The sequence below is a fragment of the Lysinibacillus sp. NPDC056232 genome (assembly GCF_042267565.1).
In the GTDB taxonomy this organism is placed as follows: domain Bacteria; phylum Bacillota; class Bacilli; order Bacillales_A; family Planococcaceae; genus Lysinibacillus.
On sequence record NZ_JBHJTF010000036.1, the window covers coordinates 25,489 to 49,821 of the forward strand.

The following is a 24,333-nucleotide window of genomic DNA, read 5'->3' on the forward strand; positions in this document are numbered from 1 at the left end:
CCTCACTTAACGATGGTCATTTGTTTTGCATAGGCTACAAGGTCTTCGATAGTAAGCTTAGGTTTTGCAAGAAAAATGCTATATTGATAGCCGTTTTCCTGCCAGCTAATATAACGGAAGTTTTTCTCATCCATTACAGTACCTTTTTGACCTCGGATGTCCATTTCTTTTTGACCTTTAATAGGCTCTTCCTTCTTAGCATTGCTAGTTGCTTTAACAACTGTTACTGAAATATCTTGCTGACCATTCTTCGCATAGCTAAAGGTATATGCTGAATGATCTTCTATCCCTTTATCTAATGAAATATCCTCCAAAGTTAGTCCATTTACTTCTGGCACCAATAAAAATTCGCCAAGCTGTTCTTTCACTGTATCCAGTGTCACCGATTCAGGTTCAGGTACATTTATGTCTTCTACTTTTGCATCCTTTGGAATATCAAGTGTAAATTGTGCATCATCAATTTTTGCATTTTCATCCATTTTCGTATACTCTGATGTCATTTTACTTCCAGCACTATTCGTTATTGTTTTTAACGTTACCCATGTTTTTTTATCGACCCATACTTCTATATCACCTATTAAAGTATCATCTTTTTTAGCTTTCGCGACAACTTTATACGTATCTCTTCCAGCAATCTTCTCCTCTCCTGCAATTTTCACATCATGTGTATCCTTTACTGCGTTAAATAGTAATTCTAACTGGTCTCTTTGTGATGGGATTTCATCTAACCCACCGTTGCTAATATCTAATTTATGAACAGTGTTTTTAACAACATCATACATCATAATCTGTGAGCCATCGTTGACTGCGATGCTATGCTCACCATTTTCAGTTGTCGACTCAATACGTCGTTTACCATCTTTAATCCACTCTTTGACTTGAGCTTTTTCACCAGCCTCGCCTATATCCATTGTGTATTCACCGTAATACGTAAGTGGTTCTTTCGTTTCCTGTAATGCATGATCAATAATTTCCTGTGGTGAATATGATCCCTCTGTATTACAACCTACTAAGCTAAATGTTAGGGCAGCAACTAAACCTGCTGCACGTAATGATTTTTTCCAATTCATCATGAATTCTCTCCTTTAAATGATGGTAACCAGCAAAGTACAGCTGTCCCATAGTTTTCTTTTGATATAAGCTCTACTGTCCCACCGTGTTTTTCTATTATTTGTTTTGCTATATTTAATCCTAGTCCAGTGCCGCGCTCCCCAGCCTTAGTTCGTGCTGAATCTGCTTGGTACATGGGCTCGAATAGCTTCTCGATATCATCTTTTTTTACACCTTGCCCGCTATTTTGTACAATGATATACATACCATTCTGCTTATTCAGTGCTGGCAATACAAGATCAAAGTACCCTTTAGGACATTGTCCAGCATTCACGGCTGCTAAGCCTATCGTTGTACCTACTGCTCCATAGCGCCAAGCATTACTCATTAAATTGTCGATCACCCGTTGAAGCTGCTTCGGATGCACTGCATACATACCCTCTATGTCACAAGTAACTTCAAGCATAAATCCTTGATCTTTGCACAGCTGCTCGTAATCAGACAGTGCCATTTCAAAAAACTCTGCCCCATCAACTGCAACAAGTTCTAAATGATAGCTTGTCGATTGCAGTAAAGTGTACATTAGTAAATCCTCTAACATATGCTTCATCGTTTCAGACTTTGTTAAAATTATCTGTCGGTACTCGTCTTGCTGTTCTTCTGATAACGCCTTGCTTTGTAAAGATTCAGCATATGCTTGAATAGCTGTAAGAGGTGTTTTCAAATCATGGGAAATACTTGCAATCATTAGCTCCTTTTGCTGTTGCTCGGTTTTCAAGTGAGCACGCGCTGTTTCAATTTCGTCCTGCATGGCAAGAAAGGTTTGAGCAAGTTCCCCAATTTCATCTTTTCTTGCCACTAAATTTGTTTCTACATGCTCTCCCTTTGCAAAAGTACGCATTTGCCGCATCAGTTCATGTAACGGGCGATTTAATTTACGGTTAAGTAGCATCATTACTGCAAAATAAATAAGGAGAAATAAAAATATAGAGCTAGCTATTACAAGCCAAGAACGACTTTCTACACCTTTTACCCAATCCGTCCTAACTAATTGAATCTCATAAACCCCAAGCAATTCTCCATCTTGATAAACAGGTTCTTTATAAGTAAAAGCATTGTAGTTTTGCTTTAGCTCATATAAACCTTTAAAAATTCTATCTTTAGAATCAAACACCTGTTTCAATGGATTTGAGGAATGCAAAATCAAGTCTGATTTCGAGTAAAGAGTAATTGCAAGATGCTCATTCGTTAGTGCTTCAATATCCTTTATATCCGCATTTTTTTTATAATACATAGGATTTTCGAGAACAGATTTTACCTGATTGAGCTCTGTTAATTTTTCAAAATATTCACCAACGTTTTTATCTTGGTAATAGGCATTGATCCACACATAAAGGCTATAAGCACCTGTTATCGGTAAAACCATCACGATGAAGAAAGTGATGAGTAACCATGTTTTAATCTTCATAAAAGTTCACCGATAAAGCGGTACCCCTTGCCCCATACTGTTTGTATATAATACGGTGATTTTACTGGGTCTTTTAGCTTTTCTCGAAGCGCCTTTATATGTACTGTGACTGTATGTGTTTCATCTACGCTCGCCTGTTGCCAAATATGCTGATAGAGCTCTTCTTTTGAAAAGGTTTGGCTTGGATTTTTCGTAAGTAGTTTTAACAGGGCAAATTCCTTCTGTGTTAAGGCAAGCTCTTGATCATCAAGGTGCGCTGTTTCCTTCTGCCAATCAATTTTTAAGCCGTGTGCAAAGGATGTTACATCTTCAGCGATTTCTTTTTTCGAATAACGTTTCCAGCGGCGTAAGTGTGAGGCTACTCGTGCCTTTAACTCCTCTAAGCTAAACGGCTTCGCAATATAATCATCAGCGCCCTGCAAGCCCTCAACCTTATCTGCCTCTTCCTTACGCGCACTCATCATTAAAATAGGTATATCACTTTCCCAACGAATATTTTGACAAACAGTAAGACCATCCATCTCAGGTAACATCCAATCGACTAACACTAAATCGAAAGAATCTGCTTGAAAATCAGCTAGCCCTTCAAGTCCTGTTGTTGCCCAAGTAATTTGGTAACCCTCTTGCTCAAGCGTTTCCTTCACAATACGCCCAATCGCCGTATCATCCTCAATCAGTAATAGCTTTTCTTTCATCTGTTTTCCTCCTGCATTAACCTTACTATGTAAAAAGACATTTTTTCTGAACTTTATACTTTCTTTATAATTACCATAGATCTGGATATCCGTCTGATTACTTCAATAAAAAAGAATGCACGCGCTCATTGTGCATTCTTAGATTATATAAAAATGATGTAACCGGCAAGGAACCTTTTACTTCCATCTATTAAAAATATAATAGCTAGTCGAACATACATTTATAATGATTTTCGAAATGTATGCGGTGTCAAACCTTTATAACTTTTAAATAAACGAATGAAATGGCCTGTATGAAACACGCCTACCATCTCTCCAATCTGTTGTACCGAAAGGGCTGTCTCCTGCACAATGGTTCAGTGGCTATCATCCTACGCAAAATTAAATAGGCATTTGGTGTCATACTATAAAATTGCTTAAAGTGACGAATCAACGTATAACGGCTAATAGCAAATTTTCGCTCCAAATGACAAAGAGATAGATGTTCAGCAAACTGTGTTGTCAATAAAGCATGTACCTCCTGTAGGTAATCCGGAACCTTAGCTTTTAGCTCACCTTTCCGTAAATACCTTTCGAGTATCTGTGTCATCCATTCCGTCAAAACTTTATGAGTAAGTATTTAAGTTGAGCGTCCATCCCTTGCTCATTTCTAATCATTAGTATATTTTGAAAGGCATCCTTAAATAGCTCTTGTGGTGTTGATATCAACGGACTCTTTGTAAACTGTCGAAATAAGCTACAATAACCTCTCATAGATTGCCCCTGTACATGTATCCATTGAAAATCCCACATCCTATCAATTGCACACCAATATTTATGGTATTGATAACACTGTCTAGCACGTCGAAAACTTCGACCGTTAGACAGTGTTAGTAATGGATTAGAAAACATCCTTCCACTCAGCTATATTTGTCGCATCAAACTTAAATGGATCACCTAGCATAACTTGTGAGCCTTCTCCATCTTCTACTACTTCAAATGAACCCAATGTTCCTAATTCAAATTTTTCACCAACCTCACCCTTATTACCATTCACTAAATCAGCTGCTGCATAACCAGTAGCATAACCTACATCAATAGGGTTCCACAGATACATCCAAGGCGATACACCATTTTCAATGTAACTAGCCATTTCACTAGGTAACCCTAGTCCTGTTAAAGCTACTTTTCCTCCTAAATTTTTATCAGATAATACTTTTCCAGCTGCTGCAATCCCTACTGTTGTTGGTGCAATAATTGCCTTCAAGTTAGGATAAGATTTTAATAGCGCCTCTGTTTCAGATACACTTTTATCACGTAAACCATCACCATATGCAACTTTAACTAGTTTAATATTTGCATATTTAGGATCTTCTAATTCCTTTTTCATCCACTCTATCCATAGATTTTGATTAGATGCTTGCGATGTTTCGCTTAAAATAGCAATCTCTCCCTCACCACCAATCATTTCTGATACCGCTTCAATTTGAATACGACCAATGCGCTCAGGATTAGCCTGGTTAACATGAAGCATACGACTATTAGCATTTGCTGCAGAATCTGTAGATAGCACCTTAATTCCCTTACTCTTCGCCTTTTTTAACACAGGTTCTAATGCGTCGAAATCATTTGCTGCCACAGCAATGGCAGTTACATTTTGCGTTATTAGCTGCTCAATAATTTGAATTTGCCCTTCAGCAGTTGGTTGCTCTGGAGAACGAAAAATTACCTCTCCACCAATTTCATTAATAGCCTGTTTGAAGCCTTCCTGCATCTTTTCACCATAAGGATTGCCGGTGTTTTTAAAAATAAAAGCATACTTATTATTCTCCTTATCACCTGATGTTTTGTCTTCTTTAGATGGGGAATCTGAGTTGCATGCAGATAATACAAATAATACGAGTGTCATCGTTAACACAAAGCTCCAAAACTTTTTCATACCATAACCCCCTAAGTAAATTTTTTATTTAAATTAGGTATACACAAAACAAATGAACTCTTCCAATTTTGGCATTTACAGCATATTAACGGCCGATCGTCATGACCAAAACCATTTAGATTGATATCTTTTATTGCTTTTATATACACCCAATGTAAATCGACTCATGCTTTTTTAGTGAAGAAAGTTGGTAGTTTAAATTTAGGCACTGATACAGATAGCAATAACAGCAACCCTATAACAATAAGCAATGTTTGTGCAGATACATTCATTAACCCTAAGCCATACTGTAAATATCCGATAATAAAAATCGCAATAATTGTTCCTAGCATACGACCTTTACCACCTGCAGTGCTTATTCCCCCTAAAGCAGCCATTGCAATAATATCTAACTCATAGCCTGTTGCAATATTAGGCCTTGTACTTCCCATACGTGATACTAAGAAAATAGCTGTAATAGCTGCCATAAGTCCAGCCAGCATAAAAATAATCACCCGTATTTTATCTACACTAATGCCCGAGAAACAACTTGCTGTTGGATTACTACCCATTGCATATACACGACGTCCAAATGTTGTTTTGTGTAAAAGTAACGTAAAGGAAATAGCTACAATGACAAATACGATTAAGATAAACGGTATCGGCCCCACATAACCCCATCCAAAAAAACTAAACCAATCCGGGAATGCACCAGATGATTGATCCTCTAAAATGATATAGGCAATCCCTCTAAATAAAATCATTGTTCCTAATGTCACAATAACTGCAGAAAGCTCTTTAAATTTAACGGTTAACAATCCATTGATAAGACCACATAACGCTCCCACGATTAAGCATAAAATGATGGCGAACTCCATAGATACCCCTGCATTGTATACAGTCGCCATAACAACAGAGGCTAGCGCTACAATGGATCCTACGGAAATATCAATATCCCTTAAAATCATTATTAGCGCCATCGGAAACACAATAAATGCTTTATCTAAAAACATCATCGTTGCATCTAATAAGCTAGTAGCGTTAAGAAAATAAGGTGATAGCACTGTATTGACAACAAAAACAAGCAACAATATTATCATTAATAGCCATTCCCATTGAAAGAAGAAATTTTTCCATGAAAATGTTTTTTCATGTAGTAAATTACGTGGAAGATGCTTTGTTTCTACAAGTATTTTTTCATTCACTAAATCTTCCTCCTTAATAAGTTATTACGATCTACGCTACGTTTTACAAGTGTGTTTAAAATGACTGCAAATAAAATAATGATACCTTGAATACCTGTTTGCCAAAATGGAGATACATTTAGTAATGGCAGTGCATTTTGCAAAATTCCTAACAGCAAAGCACCAAGTAATACACCTGAAATTTTCCCAGCTCCACCAGCAATACTGACACCGCCTAAAATACAGGCAGCAATAACCGTCAATTCATAGCCTGAACCAGTATCTCCTTGAGCGGATGCAAATTTGGCTACCCATAATACACCAGCTAGACCAGAGAGCCCTCCCATAATGGCATACACTAAAATTAGTATTTTCTTGTCAGGAATACCACTAACAACAGCCGATTCCGGATTGCTGCCAACTGCATAAATTTGACGTCCTGTAATGGTGTGATTGATAAAATAGTAAAAAATAATATAAATAGCAATTGCAATGATCACTAAATGATTAACTCCGAATAATTTACCTGTTGCCATCGCTAAAAAACTTTCAGACATTTGATAAGAGCTAACCCATTCACCATTGCTCACTCGATAAGTAAGTCCACGGAAAATATTCATCAATGCTAATGTAGCAATGATAGGTAAAATGCCAAGCTTGGCAATGAGTGTGCCATTGATTACACCGCATAGAATACCTAACCCTATCCCAAGCAACAGTACTAGGACAGGATGTAAATGATAATTACTGACAAACTGGGCACTAATCATTCCTGTCAAGCCAATAATAGCCCCTATGGATAGATCAATTCCTCGTGTAATTAATACAAGCATCATCCCCACTGCAAGAATGCTTAAAATTGCAGCATTTGTCATTAAATCATTAATATTTTCTAAAGTGAGAAAGCTACTATTTCTCCATTGAATAAAAATACATAGGACAACAATGAAGCCAATTAACCCCAGTTCTCTAAATTTATAGATATTTGTCAACCAACGATTCTCTGCTAGCGCATCCACTGAATTTGTCGTTTGCTGTAATGTCTCCATATTTTCACACCCCACTTATACAGTTACTTCTGTTCCCATCGACGCCTCTAATATTTTCTCCTGCGTGGCCTCATTTCGATGTAATGTTCGTGTTATACGTCCCTCTTTCATAACAATAATCCGGTCACTTAAACCTAGAATCTCAGGCATTTCTGATGAAACAAGTATTACGCCATATCCCTGTGCCGAAAGTTCATTTACAATTTCATAAATGGAGGATTTCGCCCCTACATCTACTCCTTTTGTCGGCTCATCTAAAATGATAATGTCTACATCACTCGTAAGTAGCTTAGCAACTGCTACTTTCTGTTGATTTCCACCCGATAAAGAGCTGACTAAATCAAAAATAGAGTTTGCTTTTACATTTACTTTCTCTGCTAATTTTTTAGCAACTTGAGCCTCCTTAGCTGTACGTAGCCATCCATTTGTCGCATACTGACGTAAAGCTGGAAGAGTAATATTTTGACCAATTTCCCACGATAAAATTAATCCTTGGAGTTGACGATCTTCAGGCAAGTAACCAATTCCTAGTTTCATTGCATCCTGCGGCTTTTTAATAACAACTTTTTGTCCCTTAATAAAAATGTCTCCTTTATCCGCTAGTGCGATACCAAAAAGTGCTTGGCATACCTCTGTACGCCCTGCCCCCACTAATCCTGTTAACCCTAGGATTTCTCCTCGATGTACTTCAAAAGAAATATCAGCGAAGTATCCAACTTTTCCTAAATCCCTTACTTCTACAATTTTTTCACCAATTTGATTATGCTTATTTGGAAACACTTGCGAAATTTCACGGCCAACCATTTGCACAATTAAATCTTCATTTGAAATTTCATGCACTCCCCAGCTTCCCATATATTTAGAATCACGCAGTACAGTGACCTGTGTGGCAAGCCTGTACATATCCTCAAAACGATGAGAGATAAATATAATAGAAGCTCCTTGATCTCGTAATGTTTCTGCAATCCGGTAAAGTTCCTCACTTTCACGCGCTGTTAAGGCAGCTGTCGGTTCATCCATAATAATAATATTGGCATTTGTAGAAATGGCCTTCGCAATTTCTACAATTTGTTGCTGTGCTACGCTTAATGCACTCATCTCTGTTTTAGGATCAATAGATGACCCTAGTTGAACTAAAATCTTTTTCGCCTCAGCATGCATTTCTTTCCATAGTAATCGTTTCGTACGCGGACTAACTCGTTCATGCCCCATAAAAATATTTTCAGTGACAGTCAAATCTGGATAGTTGGTAACATGCTGATAAATTGCTGCAATTCCTTTAGCTTGTGCCTCCTTTGGATTATTAAATTGCACACTCTCTCCATGCAAAATAATTTCTCCCTCATTAGGGGCATATACTCCTGTAATAATTTTAATGAATGTTGATTTTCCTGCGCCGTTCTCTCCCATTAATGCATGAATCTCACCCTTTTTTAATTTTAAATTCACATTATCTAGAGCCGTTACTCCGGGAAACTGTTTGGTTACTCTCCGTAACTCTAAAACATATTCCGTCATCTAAACCATCCCCCTTTGCTTTATCCACGCTGCAAATAAAGAAAAAACAACATAAAAAAACAAATTCAAACTTTTTGTTATTATTTTATTTCTTATCATAAAGCAAATATATAGCGTTTACAATGCCATATTTTTAATTTTCAAAAAATTATTTCTATTTTTCAGAAAAAATGTTACTATAAACAAAGAAAAACAAAGAAATTAAAAGGTGGAGATATTTGATGCCAATCAATACATGGAATAATGACAGAGTTAAAACATTCACATCGACACTAGAGGAGCTTGCCTATCGATCCAATCTACTCGGTTCAGATCGGACAGTTTGTAACTGGGGAGGTGGCAACACTTCAGCCAAATCTATAGAAAAAAATTTTAAAGGTGAAAATGTCGAAGTACTTTGGGTAAAGGGCAGCGGCTCTGACTTAGCCACTATTCAACCCCAGCAATTTACCGGGCTTGACTTAGCAAACATCCTGCCATTATTGGAGCGCGAAGACATGTCTGATGAAGAAATGGTCGCATATCTCGGACATTGTATGATAGATACACATCATCCGCGTGCTTCTATCGAAACATTATTGCATGCATTTTTGCCATTCAAACATGTTGATCACACACATCCAGATGCGATTATCAGTATTTGCTGTGCACATAATGGGCAAGAAATAGCAAAGGAAATATTCGGAGATAAATTTGTATGGGTTCCATATATTCGCCCTGGCTTCAAGCTATCGAAAATGATTGCCCAAGAAGTCAAAGACAATCCAAATGCAGAACTTGTTTTAATGGAAAAACACGGATTAGTTACATGGGGAGATACAGCGGAAGAAAGCTACGATAAAACGATTCAAATTATTGCACAAGCTGAACGCTTCATTGCTAATAAAATCGATGAAGCCACTATCTTCGGTGGTCAGAAATTTGAGGTATTCGATGAGGAACAGCGCACAAACATTTTACACAAAATTTTACCTGTCATTCGAGGAGCTGTAAGTGATCAAAAAAAGATGCTGTTAAAAGTAGATACATCTGCAAGTGTTCTGCAATTTGTTAACAGCCAACATGCTGAGAAACTTTCTCGAATTGGCGCAGCGTGCCCCGATCATTTAGTGCACACTAAGAGAACACCGCTCTATGTAGAATGGCATCCTCAAAAAGATGACGTAGAGACATTAAAATGTATGTTAAAAGAGGCTATTAACAATTATAAAGAAGATTATAAGGACTACTTTGAACGTCATAAAAATGACCATGATGTTATGTTTGAAGCAGCTCCACGTGTGATCCTCATTCCTGGCATCGGTATGATAAATAGCGGAAAAAGCATGTTGACGGCAGATGTAAGTGGCCAACTATATAATCGGGCAATTGCCGTTATGAAAGGTGCTGAAGTCCTCGGTCAATTTGTATCACTAAATGAGGAAGAATCCTATCAAATTGAGTACTGGCCACTTGAATTATATAAATTATCATTAGCGCCAAAAGAAGCAGAATTTTCCCGCCAAATTGCTTTCATTACAGGTGGTGCTGGTGGTATCGGAAGCTCGACTGCTAGAAAATTCGTAGCTGAAGGAGCTCACATTGTATTGGCCGATATTAATCTTGAAGGCGCTCAAAAGGTTGCCGATGCATTAAACAAGGAATATAAAGCGCCTGTTGCTCTTGCCGTGAAAATGGATGTGACGAAGGAAGAACAAGTTATCGAAGCCATCCAACAAACTATCTTGTCCTATGGTGGCCTTGATATTATCGTCAACAATGCAGGTTTAGCAACATCCGCTCCATTTTCTGAAACGACTTTGCAAGAATGGAACTTAAATATGGATGTACTTGGCACAGGTTATTTCCTAGTAGCACGCGAAGCCTTTAAATGCATGAGGCATCAAGAGCTCGGGGGTAATATGGTATTTGTGGGATCTAAAAATTCACTTTATGCAGGAAAAAATGCAGCCGCTTATAGTGCTGTGAAGGCACTTGAAATTCATCTTGCCAAATGTATTGCTACCGAGGGAGGTGAATACGGCATCCGTGTTAACTCTGTATTGCCAGATGCTGTACTACAAGGGTCCGCTATTTGGGACTCACGCTGGCGAGAAGAACGTGCTGCCGCCTATAATATCGATCCAGAGGAATTAGAAGAACATTATCGTCAACGCACAACCTTATTGGTGAATATATTTCCTGACGATATCGCAGATGCTATTCTATTTTTTGCATCCTCTAAATCTAGCAAAACAACAGGTTGCATGCTAACGGTAGATGGAGGCGTACCAGCAGCATTTACACGCTAATGTTACTAAGCCTGTAGCTATTTATAGAATCGACCAAATAACAAATTCAAATACGTTATTTGGTTTTCCTTACTATTGATGTACATTCTTTTCAAGGGGTGAAAAACATTGCATCATATTGCTGTTGACATCGGAGCGTCTAGTGGTCGTCTTGTACATGCCCAACTATTAGATGGACATATTCAGCTAAAAGAGCTTCATCGATTTAAAAATGAATTCCACCACGTAAATAATCACTTCTGCTGGGATGTGCATTATTTAATGGATGAAATTTTAAAAGGATTAGCGATTGCCAAACAGCAAGGTATCGTTAGCTGCACACTCGGAATCGATACATGGGCAATTGATTATGCATTAATTGCCCAAAATGGTGAGCTCCTACAACCTGTGATTGCCTATCGTGACCATCGTACTGACCATACGATGTCCTCTGTGTTTCAACAGATGGATGGTCCGACGATTTATCAAAAAACAGGTATTCAATTTTTGCCGTTCAATACACTATTTCAGCTATATGAGGAAAATAAGGATATCCTTACCCAAACAGCATCTATCCTACTTGTGCCGGATTATATAAATTATCGGCTAACAGGACATATAACAGCCGAAATTACTAATGCTTCAACAACACAATTACTCAATATCGCAACACGTGAGTATGATGAAGAGCTCTTACAAATACTTGGGTTATCACGCGCACAATTTCCGCCATTGATTGAGCCAGGAACAGTCATTGGCCCATTACGTATGGATGCCTTTCCAACATATGATCTGCCTGCATGTACTGTCATTGCAGTCGCATCACACGATACAGCTTCTGCTGCATTAGGAACGCCCGCAAGTACAGACAACTGGGCCTACTTAAGCTCTGGGACATGGTCATTAATCGGTATAGAAACAAAGCAACCTATTGTGACAACACGAACTTTAGAAGAAAATTACACGAATGAGTACGGTGCGGCACACACTTATCGCTTTTTAAAAAATGTAATGGGACTTTGGATTATACAAGAAGTGCAGCGTCTACTTCCGACAGCTTATACATTTGAAGTACTTGTAGAGAAAGCGAAAAAAGTCCCCCCACTTCAACAATATATTAATTTAAATGATAGTCGTTTTATCAATCCAGACAATATGATTGAGGAATTGCAAGCCTATTGTCTGGAAACAAAACAACCTATCCCTAACACAGAAGGTGAGCTAGCTGCGGCAGTTTACTATAATTTAGCTATCATCATAGCGCATCATCTTGAGCAAATCGAAGAAATAGTCGGACATTCCATTGATGTGCTACATATTGTCGGCGGTGGTGCTCATAATGATTTTCTAAATCAATGCATCGCTACCTTTAGTCAAAAAACAGTGGTAACAGGTCCAACTGAAGCCACTGCTATCGGAAACTTATTAGTACAATTAATTCATGTAGGTACTGTTGAATCTATTGAAGCGGGACGCGCACTTGTGAGACGTTCTTTTCCACACAAAGTATTCACCCCTCTTCCTTGTAATCAACAACAACTGTTTTCGGCATTTTCACATGCGACAACCTTTATTGAAAGTGAGGGATAATGATGTTACGAAAAGCATTCGTAATGACTGTTTACCCACAATACTATGAGGAATATGAAAAACGCCATGCTGAATTATGGTCCGCAATGCAAGAGGCAATTAAAGCTCATGGGGCACATTCCTATTCTATTTTCTTACATCCTGCAACTGGACAATTATTTGCCTATCTTGAAATTAACGATGAGCAACTATGGGATGCATTAGCAAGTACAGAAATTTGTCGTCAATGGTGGGCGTATATGGCACCTCTAATGGAAACTTATGCTAATAATCAACCTGTATCAATAGATCTTAAACAAGTATTTCATCTTTCACGATAAGGAGGATATCTATGACAATACAACAACGTTTTCAACAAGCAAAGGCATTCTATGAACATTGGAATATAGATGTAGAAGGAGCACTTCAAACTCTCAAAAATATCCCTATTTCCATTCATTGCTGGCAAGGAGATGATGTTGGCGGCTTTGAGACCAAACGGCAAACACTTTCTGGTGGCATTGATGTAACAGGAAACTATCCTGGCAAGGCACGTAATGGGGACGAACTACGTGCTGATCTTGAGCAAGCATTAGCACTGATTCCTGGTAAACATCGCATTAATTTGCATGCCATTTATGCAGAAACAGATGGGCAAATAGTAGAAAGAAATGAGTTACAGCCTATGCATTTTACTAAATGGGTAGAATGGGCTAAAAAGCATCAACTCGGCTTAGATTTTAATCCAACATTATTTTCACATGAAAAAGCACAAGATGGTTTGACACTATCTCACCCCGATGAGAACATTCGTGCATTTTGGATTGAGCATTGCATCGCCTCTCGCAAAATTGGCGAATACTTTGGGAAAGCTTTAAACTCACCTTGTTTAACAAATATTTGGATTCCAGATGGCTATAAGGATACACCTAGTGATCGTCTAACACCACGTAAGCGCTTAAAAGAATCATTAGATATTATCTTTGCTGAAGATATTGATATTCGCTACAATCTTGATGCTGTAGAGAGTAAATTATTCGGCATCGGTTCAGAATCCTTTGTAGTAGGGTCACATGAGTTTTACTTAAGCTATGCACAACAAAATAATAAACTATGTTTACTAGATACAGGCCATTTTCATCCAACTGAGATGGTGTCTAATAAGCTATCCACACTACTGCTCTTTCACGAAAAGGTAGCATTACATGTATCTCGTCCTGTTCGTTGGGATAGTGATCATGTCGTGACCTTTGATGATGAATTACGGGAAATTGCCATGGAAATAGTGCGTAATGATGCTATTCATCGTGTTATTATCGGTCTTGATTTCTTTGACGCTAGCATTAATCGTATAGCGGCATGGGTTATCGGCACACGTAATATGATCAAAGCATTATTATATGCACTTTTACTACCAAACGATTATTTACGCCAATTACAGGAATCGGGAAATTTTACTGAACGCCTTGCTTTAATGGAAGAATTCAAAACATATCCATTTGGAGCCATTTGGGATTATTACTGTGAAACACAACAAGTACCAGTGCGTGAAAATTGGCTAAATAATGTCAAAGCGTATGAAAAAGAGCTGCTTACTCATCGTAATTAAAGCAGTATCATTATGATGTATGCTAAAATGATGAAGGTTTATCTTACTGAAAGGAGTGTTTACCATGCTTGCAGCAGAAAGACGTAAAAAAATCTTTGAATTGATTTACGAACAGAACTTCGTTAAAGTTACCGATTTAAGTGAGTTATTTTCTGTCACTGAAGAAACTATTCGAAGAGATTTAGAAAAATTAGAACGCGAACATAAAATACAACGGCAACATGGTGGCGCTATTAAAATCCCTTCCGTCGATCAAGAAATCCATTTTACAGAGCGTGAAATTTTGAATGTGCATGAAAAACGGGCGATTGCCTATGAAGCTTTAAAATTCATCCAAACAGGTGATAAAATTATTTTAGATGCAAGTACAACAGCCCGGTGTCTAGCTCGATTTTTGCCTAATATCCCCTTAACAGTCATCACGAATTCTGTCCAGGTAGTTACAGAGCTCGTTGATAAAAATCAAATTGAGATAATCTCAACCGGCGGACGCTACACTGCTAAATCTCATTCCTTTGTCGGGCCGTTAGCAGAACGTTCACTAGCCAACTATCATGTGACAAAGACATTTATTTCATGTAAAGGTGTACATCTTAAGCATGGAGTTAGTGACTCAAGTGAACTTCAGGCTCTATTAAAGGCACAAATGCTTGAACATTGTGATGAAGCAATTTTACTTGTAGACTCTAGTAAAATTAATACACATTCTTTTGCTCAAATCGCTCCACTACACAAAATTCATACCATAATTTGTGATGAGAATATGGATCAGACTTTTAAACAACAGGCTACGGATCTCGGGATTCACATCCACACTGTTACACTTCCACATAACAATATCGGATATTATGGAAGTTAAGAAAAACCAGGCAAAAACGCCTGGTTTTTCTTACTTATAAAATGCAATATGGGATATTCAACAACATTGCAACCTTTTGAAACTGTTTATATTTCCCACCATTTCATCCCCCCTACCATAGAATGTACTGCCATTATAGCAATCTCTCAATAAAAATCATGGCTCTATCTTGTCATAAATTTGCATTATTTTGCTTATTTTCTCCTATTTTAAATTCTATATTAAGCTATCCGTCGTTTCTCCTTTTCTATCCGTCGGTCTGTTCAGACTATCCGTCGCTTCGCCTTTTCTTTCCGTCGGTCTGCTCGGTCTTTCCGTCGCCTTCTTTTCCATCCGTCGTTCTACCCGGACTTTCCGTCGCTTCGCCTTTTCTTTCCGTCGGTCAGACCTGTCTTTCCGTCGCTTTGCCTTTCCCATCCATCGCTTTCAGACAACCCAATTCCAATTAATCAAATAAAAAAAGGAATGCACGCAATTTGTGCATTCCTTCATTATGTTAGAAAAATAAACTTAAGATAAAGTAAATAGCTGCCGCCATGACTGCGGAAATTGGCATCGTGATTACCCATGTTGTCACAATTTTACGTGCCATACCCCATTTAACACCTTTTACACGATGTGCTGTTCCTACTCCCATGATAGATGAAGAAATAACATGTGTTGTAGATACTGGTAAGTGAATTAAAGTTGCACCGAAAATGATAGATGCAGAAGCAAGGTCTGCTGCAACACCGTTTACTGGACGGATTTTCATAATCTTGCCACCGACTGTTTTGATGATTTTATAACCACCTACAGAAGTACCAAGACCCATCGCACATGCTGCTGCAAAACGTACCCAGAAAGGAATATCGTCTGTGTGATGCAAGCCTCCTGCAATTAAAGCGAGCGTAATAATCCCCATCGCCTTTTGTGCATCGTTTGTACCGTGTGTAAATGATTGTAAAGCGGCTGTACCAATTTGCATTGTCCGGAAGCCTTTATTCGTTCGATATAAATTCATATCCTTAAATAATACTTTGAATAAAGACATCATTAAGAAACCACCTGCAAACGCAAGTAATGGTGAGAAAATAAGCGCCTGAAGGATTTTTATAAAGCCACTATAGTTCAAAATATTAAAGCCAGCTGCCGCAATGGCAGCACCAGCCACAGAACCGATCAATGTATGTGATGAACTAGACGGAATTCCAAAGTACCACGTTACTAAATTCCATGTGATCGCTGATAATAATGCCGCTAAAATAACGACAGAACCTGTAGTATCTCCAGTAAAAGCATTTAAGCTGAACGGGTCAACAATATCCTTTGTTAATGCTTTCGCTACCCCAACGAATGTAATAGCTCCGATGAAGTTCATAAGTGCAGCCATATATATCGCTGTACGTGGCTTCAATGCCCTTGTTGATACAGAAGTTGCGATCGCGTTAGCTGTATCATGGAAGCCGTTAATAAAATCAAACACAAGCGCAAATATAACGACTAATATTGTTATCAGTAATATCGTATCCATTTCGTACTCTCCATCTTACGCGTTACGCATAATTATTGTTTCAATTGTATTTGCTACAGTTTGACAGTAGTCTGCAATATCTTCAAATTGTTCGTATATACTCTTGAACACCATGATGCGCATCGGATCTTTTTCTTGAATAAATAATTGCTTCATCGAAGAGCGGAAAATTTCATCACATTCACGCTCATAGTCCTTAATTTGAATAGCATGTTTACGCATTTCAACAAGCTTTTTACTATTTAATAGCTCCATTGCTTGGACCATTTCGTCTGTACTTTTCGCAATATATGTTAAGAATTGGCGCATCGGGTCTGTCACTTCTGTTAAATTGTACATGTCAAAATGAGCAATACAGCCTTCCATTCCATCAATAACATCATCTAATTTATTGGCAAGTGCTAAAATATCTTCACGCTCTATTGGTGTCATAAATGATTTATTGAGCATGACGATCAGCTCGTGAATCAATTTATCTCCACTTGTTTCATATCGCTTCATTGTGTCTGCGATTTCTTTTAGTGAATCTATATTTTCAATACGTGCGTTATGAGCGTAATAAATACCTTCTTTAACGTTTTTAGAAATGTTTAACAATGCCTTAAAAAATGGATCTTGCTTGTTTGAGTTGAACATCATGTTCCTCCTGTTGAATGAATATTGTCGATTTCTGCAATCATCATAACAAAACTTTCACATACTTCTACAGATTTTTAAACATAAACAAGTTGAATTTACAAAAATGTAATATAAAATTTGCCACAATTAATTCTAGGTACTTTTCCAAGTTGAAAACGTTGGAAACTCAGTAACAAAAATGTTCGATTTTTCTTTAAATATACCCATTTTTTCTTTTATTTTTATAAAAATACTTGAAAAACTTTTTTCCCTTCTATTTTTTTCATCATTATAAATGTTAAGGAATTGTAAACGATATTTACATTAGAAATGAAAAACTCCATTGTCATTTATTACAATTCGCAGTACTGTTATTAGAATAGTGTAAGTTACACAGTATGCGATAAAAAGGTTGTGAGTATCATACATATGGACATCGATTTACTATCACTTGTAATACTTTTAGTACTAGGCTTTATCGCATCCTTTTTAAATGCGATTGTCGGTGGCGGAGGATTAATTTCATTGCCTGCCCTTATGGCGGTTGGTTTACCGCCAAGTACAGCGATTGCCACAAACAAACTCGCAAATACAATTAGTAATGGGACTAGCATGTTAACTTTTTTACGAGCAGGCAAGGTTGATATTAAAAAAAATAAGAAAATAATGCCTTTTATTTTTATTGCTTCATTTATTGGAGCATACACCGTGCATCTCGTATCACCAACTATTTTAAAGCCTATGATGCTTGTTATGCTCGTCCTTGTTACGGCTTATACAATTTTCAAAAAAGATTGGGGACAGCAACCTGAAGAACGGTCATTAAGTACTGTTAAGAAAATGGCCTTTGTTGGGGCTTTTGCAGCTGTTGGCTTTTACGATGGTTTCTTCGGACCTGGCACTGGTTCTTTTTTTATTTTCATTTTATTAATGATGGGCAATGATTTCTTGCAGGCCGCTGGTAATGCTAAAGCCTTTAATTTCACATCGAACTTAGCTGCGCTGGCTATGTTTTTACTATTAGGAAAAGTAAATTTTTTATACGGCCTACCGATGGGCTTCGTCATGATCTTTGGTGCCATAATGGGTTCAAAATTTGCGCTGAAACGTGGGACAAAAATGATGCGTATTATTTTTATCATCATGACTTGTACATTAATTGTTAAAAATGCATGGGATTATTTCAGTATCCATTAAAGAAAAACACAACCGATTTCATTAACAAAATTTATCAGTCAATTGACAAAATTTATTAGCGTGCTATAATTCTTTTAGGCTTCACCGCGTTGAAGCGAAGAAGTAACTAGTAGGAGGATTAGCATGTTTCGAATAGAAGCTAAGAGTAACCCTCGATTTATTGAGGCAAGCTTCATAATAATATTAATAATTGCCACGATGGCAATCAGTATTGGGTATTTAAAAGCAACACCCCATATACCTATTTTTCTTGTCATTTCACTTTTACTTGCCTATGGATTACTAAAAAAAGTTCCTTTTCGTGAGCTTGAAGCTGGTATGATTGCTGGTGCAAGTGCTGGACTTGGGGCAGTTTTCATTTTCTTCTTTATTGGTATTTTAATTTCGAGTTGGATTATGGGTGGTACAATTCCAACACTGATCTACTACGGTTTTTTAACAGTTTCACCAAGCTTTTTCTTTGCCATCGTATTTTTGATTTGTAGTATCGTTGGTGTTTCAGTTGGTAGTTCTTTAACTACTGTAGCAACAGTGGGCGTTGCCTTTATGGGAATCGCCGGTGCAATGGACATCTCTTTAGCTATAACAGCTGGTGCGATTGTTTCAGGAGCTTTCTTTGGGGATAAAATGTCTCCCCTTTCGGATACAACAAATCTTGCATCTGGAACGGTTGGTGTAGATCTTTTCGAGCATATTAAAAATATGGGTTGGACAACGATTCCAGCTTTCGTGATCTCATTCGTCCTTTATGCAATATTATCGCCAACAGGTGGAAATAATTCGTTTGAAACAGTTGAGCAATTTAAAGAGGGCTTACTGTCAACTGGACTTATTCATTGGTATACATTATTGCCAATTGTTGTTCTTGTTATTATGACTTTTTATAAAGCGCCTGCACTTATCACACTCGCAGTCGTCTCCATTATTGGCGTTGGGCTTGCCTACATACAAGAACCGATTGCCTTATCGAATGTCTTTAAAATCCTTTTTGAAGGCTATGTATCTAGTACGGGTGATAAAGGTGTAGATGCATTACTGTCTCGCGGTGGTATGAACAGTATGCTATTTACAATTGCCTTAGTCTTATTAGCATTAACAATGGGCGGTCTTCTATTTACGCTCGGCATTATTCAAAGTATTTTAGCGAAGGTAGAGAGCCTCTTTAAAAGTGCTGGCTCTGTCATTACAGGTGCAGCCATTACGGGGATTGGTGTAAACACATTAATTGGTGAGCAATATTTATCCATCCTACTTACTGGTGAAGCATTTAAAGCACAATTTGAGAAGGTAGGGCTTGCCCCTAAAAATTTATCCCGAGTTATGGAGGACGCAGGAACTGTAGTCAATCCTCTTGTTCCATGGAGTGTTTGTGGTATTTTCATTGCTAGTGTACTAGATATACCAACAACATCTTACCTGCCATTTACCTTCTTCTGTCTACTCGGACCAATTTTGACGATTATCTTTGGTTGGAGCGGTAAAACATTAACAAAGCTTGAAAAATAAGATTGGTAGCTGATGAATTCGTCAGCTACCTTTTTTATATCCCACCATATTTATGCCTATCAATTATGTCTCAGCATAATTGCGTCCCTGTCGCTATACTTTCTGTACAAAAGACATTTGTAGCTGACGCTTCGCTTTCGCTACCAAAAAACATTTGCTAAAAGAAGTTAAATAATAACCAATTAATAGATACAAACAATCCTGAAACGATGAAGACACTTAAAAATCTCATCAATAAATTAACATCACACGATGAAAAATAAAAGACTAACTAAAATGTACATTTTAGTTAGTTTTTTATAAACCACACTTAATGATAAGGTTCTCCGGAATGTAACTAAGTGCGGTTTTTTACAATGTAAGTTTTAAAATGCTAAACTAGAAATAATAATTTTTTATCCGCTTCGATGTAGATGAACGTCGAGCAATATGGACAGTATGAGGCATGTAAAGCATAGATTTTAAAACTCTCTTTTTCACTTGTTTATTTCATATAATTTTTTACTAGCTCATAACATCTTTCTTTCGTATATTGAGCTTCAATTTTATACTTTGTAATTTCTTTCATTTCATCGTCAGCATACTTTGAAGCCGCATTTTTGGCAGAACTCTCTTTGTCTTTAATCCACTTTATTTGTACTCCTTTTAAACTCTCCATGTCACCACTAGAAAGTTGCTGTTTTAACAGAGCATAAATTTCGTTTAAGATATTATCCCATCTTTTATATGTTTCTTTTTCTGCTTTTAAAATTTCTGTATTATCTTTATTAGTATACAAATGCTCAAGATCTGCTAAACCAACATCAATCGAATCTAGCTTCTGTATGTACTCATCTTTTTGACTTCCATTTGTAACTTTTTCTTGTTTTTCTTCAATAGTAGTTTGATTTACTTGTGTTGTATCTTCTGGAAATTCAAAGTAAGCATATCGGGCATCTGAAGTAATGCTATTTGATTGAACCTCTTGACCTTTTGAGTTTTTAGTAACAGCATAAATCTTTATACTATCGTCAGCTGGAAGAGGATACATTTTCCCTATTTCTGAAACAGTCAATTTAGTGGATTTCCCATTCACATAAACGATTGCGTCTTCTATGTCAGAATCTAATTCTAAAGATGTCATATTCCAATCAAGATCAATTTCCAGCTTATTTGATCCATTGCCTCGGATTGCCAGTTCACCGCTATTCTTCAAGTTAGCCCACTGACCATCATACGTATAACTCCAGGCATAAACACCAGGCAAATACTGCCCCAATAATTGTGTGCCTTCGTTATCCGTTTTAATTTTATGATTATTAATGATAATTTCCATATCCTTAAATGGCGCTTCAGTGTAGACTTCTATTGGAACCAATTTGAATTCTACCTTTTTAAATAGCCCAAACAAGACTTTCTTTTGTAGAACCGTTATCAAATCTGTACCATGGCTATCACTAATGGGATCTGCAAATTTACCATTTTCTAAAGAATTTACTTCCTTTATTAAATTATCACGAATTGCGCTCCACCCATTTTCCTTTACATACAAAGAAAAACTTTCAGCATCATAAATCGATTTTTCAGGAATTTGGAATTCTTCTAAAAACGCTTGATAATCTTCTTGTTTCAATGCGGAATCCATCGCTTCAATCTGTTTCATCGGATCTAACATTTTCGTAATAGCAATATTTGCGATCACAACTAACCCGATCATTACTGCAATACCTACGATTGTAAACTTACTCTTCTTCGACATAGGCTTCTTTTTTGCATTTTGTTTAGAATGCTGAGGTCCTACGGTATTATTCGATTCAAATTTAGTTTCCATTACCGAATTAATAGGTTTACCACAGTTCTCACAGAACTTAGTTTCCTCTGCATTTTGATGACCACAGTGGACACAAAAAACCATTTTTATCCCTCCTTTCATATACATCAGCATATTATACATTATTATAATAAAACTTACTTAAATAATTTTAATTATTGTGTTTTTTGATAAGGGTACTAGTTTTACTGAAAAAACAGTAACTACCACCAAAATCAAAAGAATAAATACACAAAAAGGGATGCCAACACACAGCGTTACTCTATGTTAGCACCCTTTACATTTCAAAATTAAAATGTTTAACTCTCAGACTGAGGTAATCGAAATAACCTCACTTATTTATGATACGGTTCTCCGTAATGAGCCCAAAATTGGTCCAACCACCACAAACCCCGACTACAAGTAGTAGGGGTTAGCCAAGAGTTGGGATTAGTTAAAAATATTCAGTCAAACTGGTGGATAGCCCCTTTGGGATGTTAGGAATGCCACCATTATGTAAATTAACTTAATAGTCCAACCTAAACCTTTACTCCTAATACGTATATTATAAAACCAGTAAAAATCTATTAAAAAAATGGGTGATTTTCCTTCACCTTTGTTTTATACTAGTATAATATTGTTTATTAAAGAAAAAATATGTAAATACGGAAAACTTTGAAGTCATAAAAATTAAATCAGAAAAAGAATTAACTAGCAATAAAATTATTCAATCAGTAAGTTATTAGAAGGAGAGAATACTATGAATAAGATTTTTAAATATTTTATTATTGCCATGACATGCGTCGTTACATTTAGTTTACAAGCACATAATGCTTCTGCCTACTCTGGCATAGACGTATATGTAGCAAACGAACAAACACAAAGCTATCACAGTGATGCAATTATTCATAATGGCGTAACGCTAGTACCACTACGAGGCGTATTTGAAACATTAGGTGCAACAGTGAGCTGGAATGCGAAAGATAAAACGATTACAGCGAAAAATAGCACGAAAACAGTTTGGCTAATGGTCGGTTCAAAAAAAGCAAAAATTAACGGCAACGCATTAGTTGTGACAGCAGCACCAATTATAAAATCAGGGACAACATTAGTGCCATTACGCTTTATTAGTGAAGCATTAGGGGCGACAGTTTCTTGGGATCAAGATTTAAATGAAGTATCCATTTATGCTAAAGGATCTTCGCAAGTAGAGCGCTCACATTGGTTAGGCTATTACAATAATCCAGCCTTTACAGGATCAGGTGTAGAAACATCAATTCGTATTGATAAAGTGACACCGACAAAAATTACATTTACATCTGTTAATGGCTATCGCTATGACCCTACAAATGGAAAATTATTTGGCTACCAAATGCCATGGCACGTTAACTATACAACACGTGACGCACAGCTAATTTTTGATGATGTGGCATCATATGAGTTAAATGGCTGCTCATTTGATTTAGTTAAATATGATGATGAAATCCGTGTTGAAAATATGAACGGCTCTTGCGATCATTTAGGCCTTGCCGAATATGAAGGTGAATATACGGAATATCGAAAGTTAGAAAACATATAAAAAAGCCAACGGAGGCATTCTAATATTAAATTTAGGAATACCTCCTTTTATTATGTTTTTATACCAATCAATAAAATTCTTCTTTTTAAGTGTTTATCATTTAAACAAATTCTCTCTGTATCTTAAATTAAATCTACAAACGTAGGCGCAAAATAGCTTTCCCTTTATATAAAGTTACTTAGTTAAATCAAGCTAACCTTCTTAACAAAGAAATGAAATAAGCCATCAAAAACACATTAATAATAACTGTTCTTGATGACTTATGTGAAAAAAACGCACTTATTTATGATACGGTCATCGTATTATGTCTAGATCCGGTTATTTTTATTTAAAATATATTTGAGCTTTGGGTTCTAAAAGGTAGATAGTTCTTGCATTAGCATTTGTTCCATCTTTATCCCTCTTAACTAATCCTTTCTCCTCTAATTTGTCTATAATTCTTCTGATTTTTTGAACTGTACAATCAATTTCTTGAGCTAATTCTAATGGATATTGTTCAGGGCTAATTCTTAAAGAATTCAATATTTCATATTCAACAGGTAATAGTAACATTTCTTCTGGTTTCTCATCTAAATCTATTTCAACGTTTCTTATCTCACATTTTCCAATTTTACATTTTGGGCACAACATATCATACATTTTGAGAAAATCTAACTGTTCCATTTTAAATGATGCTGCACAATTTCCGTTGTCGCATTCAATAGATTTAGCTTGTTCCAAAAATTTTTCTATCAAAAAATTATAATTAAATCTTCTTTGTATAACATACTTCCTATCTTTTCCTCTACCGTAATTAATATTCTCTTTTACACACAAACCATAATTTAAACTATAAAAAGACATAATATCTCTGCTATCTTGGTCTTTCTGCTCATTATATTTTGTTATAAAATAATTTAATTCTAAAGTTTGTAAAAAATCTTCATACTTTGATTTATCTACATAAAAATGACTTGACGGTGG

At 36.7% G+C, this 24,333-nt stretch carries 21 protein-coding genes; 8 read left to right on the forward strand and 13 right to left on the reverse strand.

Features of this window, described 5'->3' with window-relative positions:
• Window positions 1-2 precede the first annotated feature (2 nt).
• From ACFCYJ_RS21270 to ACFCYJ_RS21305, 8 genes are all read right to left on the reverse strand, one after another.
• Window positions 3-1,073, reverse strand: a complete 1,071-nt coding sequence (locus ACFCYJ_RS21270) for a LolA family protein (protein WP_376076736.1) — start codon at window positions 1,071-1,073, stop codon at window positions 3-5.
• Complete coding sequence (locus tag ACFCYJ_RS21275) at window positions 1,070-2,518, reverse strand: HAMP domain-containing sensor histidine kinase (RefSeq protein ID WP_376076739.1); 1,449 nt, start codon at window positions 2,516-2,518, stop codon at window positions 1,070-1,072. Before ACFCYJ_RS21275 ends, ACFCYJ_RS21270 begins: the two co-directional genes overlap by 4 nt.
• On the reverse strand, window positions 2,515-3,213 hold the full coding sequence (locus ACFCYJ_RS21280) for a response regulator transcription factor (RefSeq protein WP_376076742.1): 699 nt from the start codon (window positions 3,211-3,213) through the stop codon (window positions 2,515-2,517). The genes ACFCYJ_RS21275 and ACFCYJ_RS21280 overlap by 4 nt, the downstream gene beginning before the upstream one ends.
• Before the next feature lie 221 nt (window positions 3,214-3,434).
• Window positions 3,435-3,563 (reverse strand): AraC family transcriptional regulator, encoded by a 129-nt coding sequence (locus tag ACFCYJ_RS21285; RefSeq protein ID WP_376076745.1) that lies wholly within the window; start codon window positions 3,561-3,563, stop codon window positions 3,435-3,437.
• 530 nt (window positions 3,564-4,093) lie between these two features.
• The gene (gene rhaS / locus ACFCYJ_RS21290) at window positions 4,094-5,131 is read right to left on the reverse strand and encodes a rhamnose ABC transporter substrate-binding protein (RefSeq protein ID WP_376076747.1); all 1,038 of its coding nucleotides are present in this window, start codon (window positions 5,129-5,131) and stop codon (window positions 4,094-4,096) included.
• A 164-nt stretch (window positions 5,132-5,295) separates the two neighbouring features.
• Entirely contained in the window at window positions 5,296-6,315 is a 1,020-nt protein-coding gene (locus ACFCYJ_RS21295) for an ABC transporter permease (RefSeq protein ID WP_376076750.1), read from the reverse strand.
• Complete coding sequence (locus ACFCYJ_RS21300) at window positions 6,315-7,343, reverse strand: ABC transporter permease (protein WP_376076752.1); 1,029 nt, start codon at window positions 7,341-7,343, stop codon at window positions 6,315-6,317. The genes ACFCYJ_RS21295 and ACFCYJ_RS21300 overlap by 1 nt, the downstream gene beginning before the upstream one ends.
• A gap of 15 nt (window positions 7,344-7,358) precedes the next feature.
• Window positions 7,359-8,861, reverse strand: coding sequence for a sugar ABC transporter ATP-binding protein (locus ACFCYJ_RS21305; protein WP_376076754.1), 1,503 nt, complete (start codon window positions 8,859-8,861; stop codon window positions 7,359-7,361).
• 221 nt (window positions 8,862-9,082) lie between these two features.
• Between ACFCYJ_RS21305 and ACFCYJ_RS21310 the strand changes: the two genes are divergently transcribed.
• From ACFCYJ_RS21310 to ACFCYJ_RS21330, 5 genes are all read left to right on the forward strand, one after another.
• Entirely contained in the window at window positions 9,083-11,152 is a 2,070-nt protein-coding gene (locus ACFCYJ_RS21310) for a bifunctional aldolase/short-chain dehydrogenase (RefSeq protein ID WP_376076756.1), read from the forward strand.
• Window positions 11,153-11,260: 108 nt separating this feature from the next.
• The gene (gene rhaB / locus ACFCYJ_RS21315; protein ID WP_376076758.1) at window positions 11,261-12,721 is read left to right on the forward strand and encodes a rhamnulokinase; all 1,461 of its coding nucleotides are present in this window, start codon (window positions 11,261-11,263) and stop codon (window positions 12,719-12,721) included.
• A gap of 2 nt (window positions 12,722-12,723) precedes the next feature.
• Window positions 12,724-13,041: an L-rhamnose mutarotase gene (gene rhaM / locus ACFCYJ_RS21320; RefSeq protein WP_376076781.1), complete on the forward strand. Its 318-nt coding sequence runs from the start codon at window positions 12,724-12,726 to the stop codon at window positions 13,039-13,041.
• Window positions 13,042-13,052: 11 nt separating this feature from the next.
• Window positions 13,053-14,309, forward strand: coding sequence for an L-rhamnose isomerase (gene rhaA / locus ACFCYJ_RS21325; protein WP_376076761.1), 1,257 nt, complete (start codon window positions 13,053-13,055; stop codon window positions 14,307-14,309).
• A 64-nt stretch (window positions 14,310-14,373) separates the two neighbouring features.
• Window positions 14,374-15,168, forward strand: coding sequence for a DeoR/GlpR family DNA-binding transcription regulator (locus tag ACFCYJ_RS21330; protein WP_376076764.1), 795 nt, complete (start codon window positions 14,374-14,376; stop codon window positions 15,166-15,168).
• A 216-nt stretch (window positions 15,169-15,384) separates the two neighbouring features.
• Here ACFCYJ_RS21330 and ACFCYJ_RS21335 read toward each other — a convergent pair whose 3' ends face one another.
• The 3 genes from ACFCYJ_RS21335 to ACFCYJ_RS21345 form a co-directional block, all read right to left on the reverse strand.
• Window positions 15,385-15,585 carry a hypothetical protein gene (locus ACFCYJ_RS21335; protein WP_376076767.1) on the reverse strand — a complete coding sequence of 67 codons (201 nt, stop codon included), beginning with the start codon at window positions 15,583-15,585 and terminating at the stop codon, window positions 15,385-15,387.
• Between the two features lie 79 nt (window positions 15,586-15,664).
• Complete coding sequence (locus ACFCYJ_RS21340) at window positions 15,665-16,681, reverse strand: inorganic phosphate transporter (protein ID WP_376076768.1); 1,017 nt, start codon at window positions 16,679-16,681, stop codon at window positions 15,665-15,667.
• Window positions 16,682-16,696: 15 nt separating this feature from the next.
• The gene (locus ACFCYJ_RS21345; protein ID WP_376076784.1) at window positions 16,697-17,317 is read right to left on the reverse strand and encodes a DUF47 domain-containing protein; all 621 of its coding nucleotides are present in this window, start codon (window positions 17,315-17,317) and stop codon (window positions 16,697-16,699) included.
• Between the two features lie 411 nt (window positions 17,318-17,728).
• Between ACFCYJ_RS21345 and ACFCYJ_RS21350 the strand changes: the two genes are divergently transcribed.
• Both ACFCYJ_RS21350 and nhaC read left to right on the forward strand, forming a co-directional pair.
• A complete protein-coding gene (locus ACFCYJ_RS21350; protein WP_376076787.1) occupies window positions 17,729-18,496 on the forward strand; it encodes a sulfite exporter TauE/SafE family protein in 768 nt (255 codons plus the stop codon).
• A 123-nt stretch (window positions 18,497-18,619) separates the two neighbouring features.
• Window positions 18,620-20,002: a Na+/H+ antiporter NhaC gene (gene nhaC / locus ACFCYJ_RS21355; RefSeq protein ID WP_376076771.1), complete on the forward strand. Its 1,383-nt coding sequence runs from the start codon at window positions 18,620-18,622 to the stop codon at window positions 20,000-20,002.
• A gap of 484 nt (window positions 20,003-20,486) precedes the next feature.
• On the opposite strand, the gene ACFCYJ_RS21360 is transcribed toward nhaC, so the two are convergent.
• Window positions 20,487-21,896 carry a TcaA 3rd/4th domain-containing protein gene (locus ACFCYJ_RS21360; protein ID WP_376076773.1) on the reverse strand — a complete coding sequence of 470 codons (1,410 nt, stop codon included), beginning with the start codon at window positions 21,894-21,896 and terminating at the stop codon, window positions 20,487-20,489.
• A gap of 655 nt (window positions 21,897-22,551) precedes the next feature.
• Here ACFCYJ_RS21360 and ACFCYJ_RS21365 point away from each other — a divergent pair.
• On the forward strand, window positions 22,552-23,370 hold the full coding sequence (locus ACFCYJ_RS21365; RefSeq protein ID WP_376076776.1) for a stalk domain-containing protein: 819 nt from the start codon (window positions 22,552-22,554) through the stop codon (window positions 23,368-23,370).
• Between the two features lie 324 nt (window positions 23,371-23,694).
• Here ACFCYJ_RS21365 and ACFCYJ_RS21370 read toward each other — a convergent pair.
• Window positions 23,695-24,333 (reverse strand): MarR family transcriptional regulator (locus ACFCYJ_RS21370; protein WP_376076778.1); only part of this gene is annotated, 639 nt, incomplete at its 5' end.

Excerpts from the sequence above, each read along its gene's own strand:
- ACFCYJ_RS21270 (WP_376076736.1), bottom strand. The coding sequence starts at position 1,073 with ATGATGAATTGGAAAAAATCATTACGTGCAGCAGGTTTAGTTGCTGCC.
- ACFCYJ_RS21275 (WP_376076739.1), bottom strand. The coding sequence starts at position 2,518 with ATGAAGATTAAAACATGGTTACTCATCACTTTCTTCATCGTGATGGTT.
- ACFCYJ_RS21280 (WP_376076742.1), bottom strand. The coding sequence starts at position 3,213 with ATGAAAGAAAAGCTATTACTGATTGAGGATGATACGGCGATTGGGCGT.
- rhaS (WP_376076747.1), bottom strand. The coding sequence starts at position 5,131 with ATGAAAAAGTTTTGGAGCTTTGTGTTAACGATGACACTCGTATTATTT.
- ACFCYJ_RS21300 (WP_376076752.1), bottom strand. The coding sequence starts at position 7,343 with ATGGAGACATTACAGCAAACGACAAATTCAGTGGATGCGCTAGCAGAG.
- ACFCYJ_RS21305 (WP_376076754.1), bottom strand. The coding sequence starts at position 8,861 with ATGACGGAATATGTTTTAGAGTTACGGAGAGTAACCAAACAGTTTCCC.
- ACFCYJ_RS21310 (WP_376076756.1), top strand. The coding sequence starts at position 9,083 with ATGCCAATCAATACATGGAATAATGACAGAGTTAAAACATTCACATCG.
- rhaM (WP_376076781.1), top strand. The coding sequence starts at position 12,724 with ATGTTACGAAAAGCATTCGTAATGACTGTTTACCCACAATACTATGAG.
- rhaA (WP_376076761.1), top strand. The coding sequence starts at position 13,053 with ATGACAATACAACAACGTTTTCAACAAGCAAAGGCATTCTATGAACAT.
- ACFCYJ_RS21330 (WP_376076764.1), top strand. The coding sequence starts at position 14,374 with ATGCTTGCAGCAGAAAGACGTAAAAAAATCTTTGAATTGATTTACGAA.
- ACFCYJ_RS21335 (WP_376076767.1), bottom strand. The coding sequence starts at position 15,585 with ATGGGAAAGGCAAAGCGACGGAAAGACAGGTCTGACCGACGGAAAGAA.
- ACFCYJ_RS21340 (WP_376076768.1), bottom strand. The coding sequence starts at position 16,681 with ATGGATACGATATTACTGATAACAATATTAGTCGTTATATTTGCGCTT.
- ACFCYJ_RS21345 (WP_376076784.1), bottom strand. The coding sequence starts at position 17,317 with ATGTTCAACTCAAACAAGCAAGATCCATTTTTTAAGGCATTGTTAAAC.
- ACFCYJ_RS21350 (WP_376076787.1), top strand. The coding sequence starts at position 17,729 with ATGGACATCGATTTACTATCACTTGTAATACTTTTAGTACTAGGCTTT.
- nhaC (WP_376076771.1), top strand. The coding sequence starts at position 18,620 with ATGTTTCGAATAGAAGCTAAGAGTAACCCTCGATTTATTGAGGCAAGC.
- ACFCYJ_RS21360 (WP_376076773.1), bottom strand. The coding sequence starts at position 21,896 with ATGGTTTTTTGTGTCCACTGTGGTCATCAAAATGCAGAGGAAACTAAG.
- ACFCYJ_RS21365 (WP_376076776.1), top strand. The coding sequence starts at position 22,552 with ATGAATAAGATTTTTAAATATTTTATTATTGCCATGACATGCGTCGTT.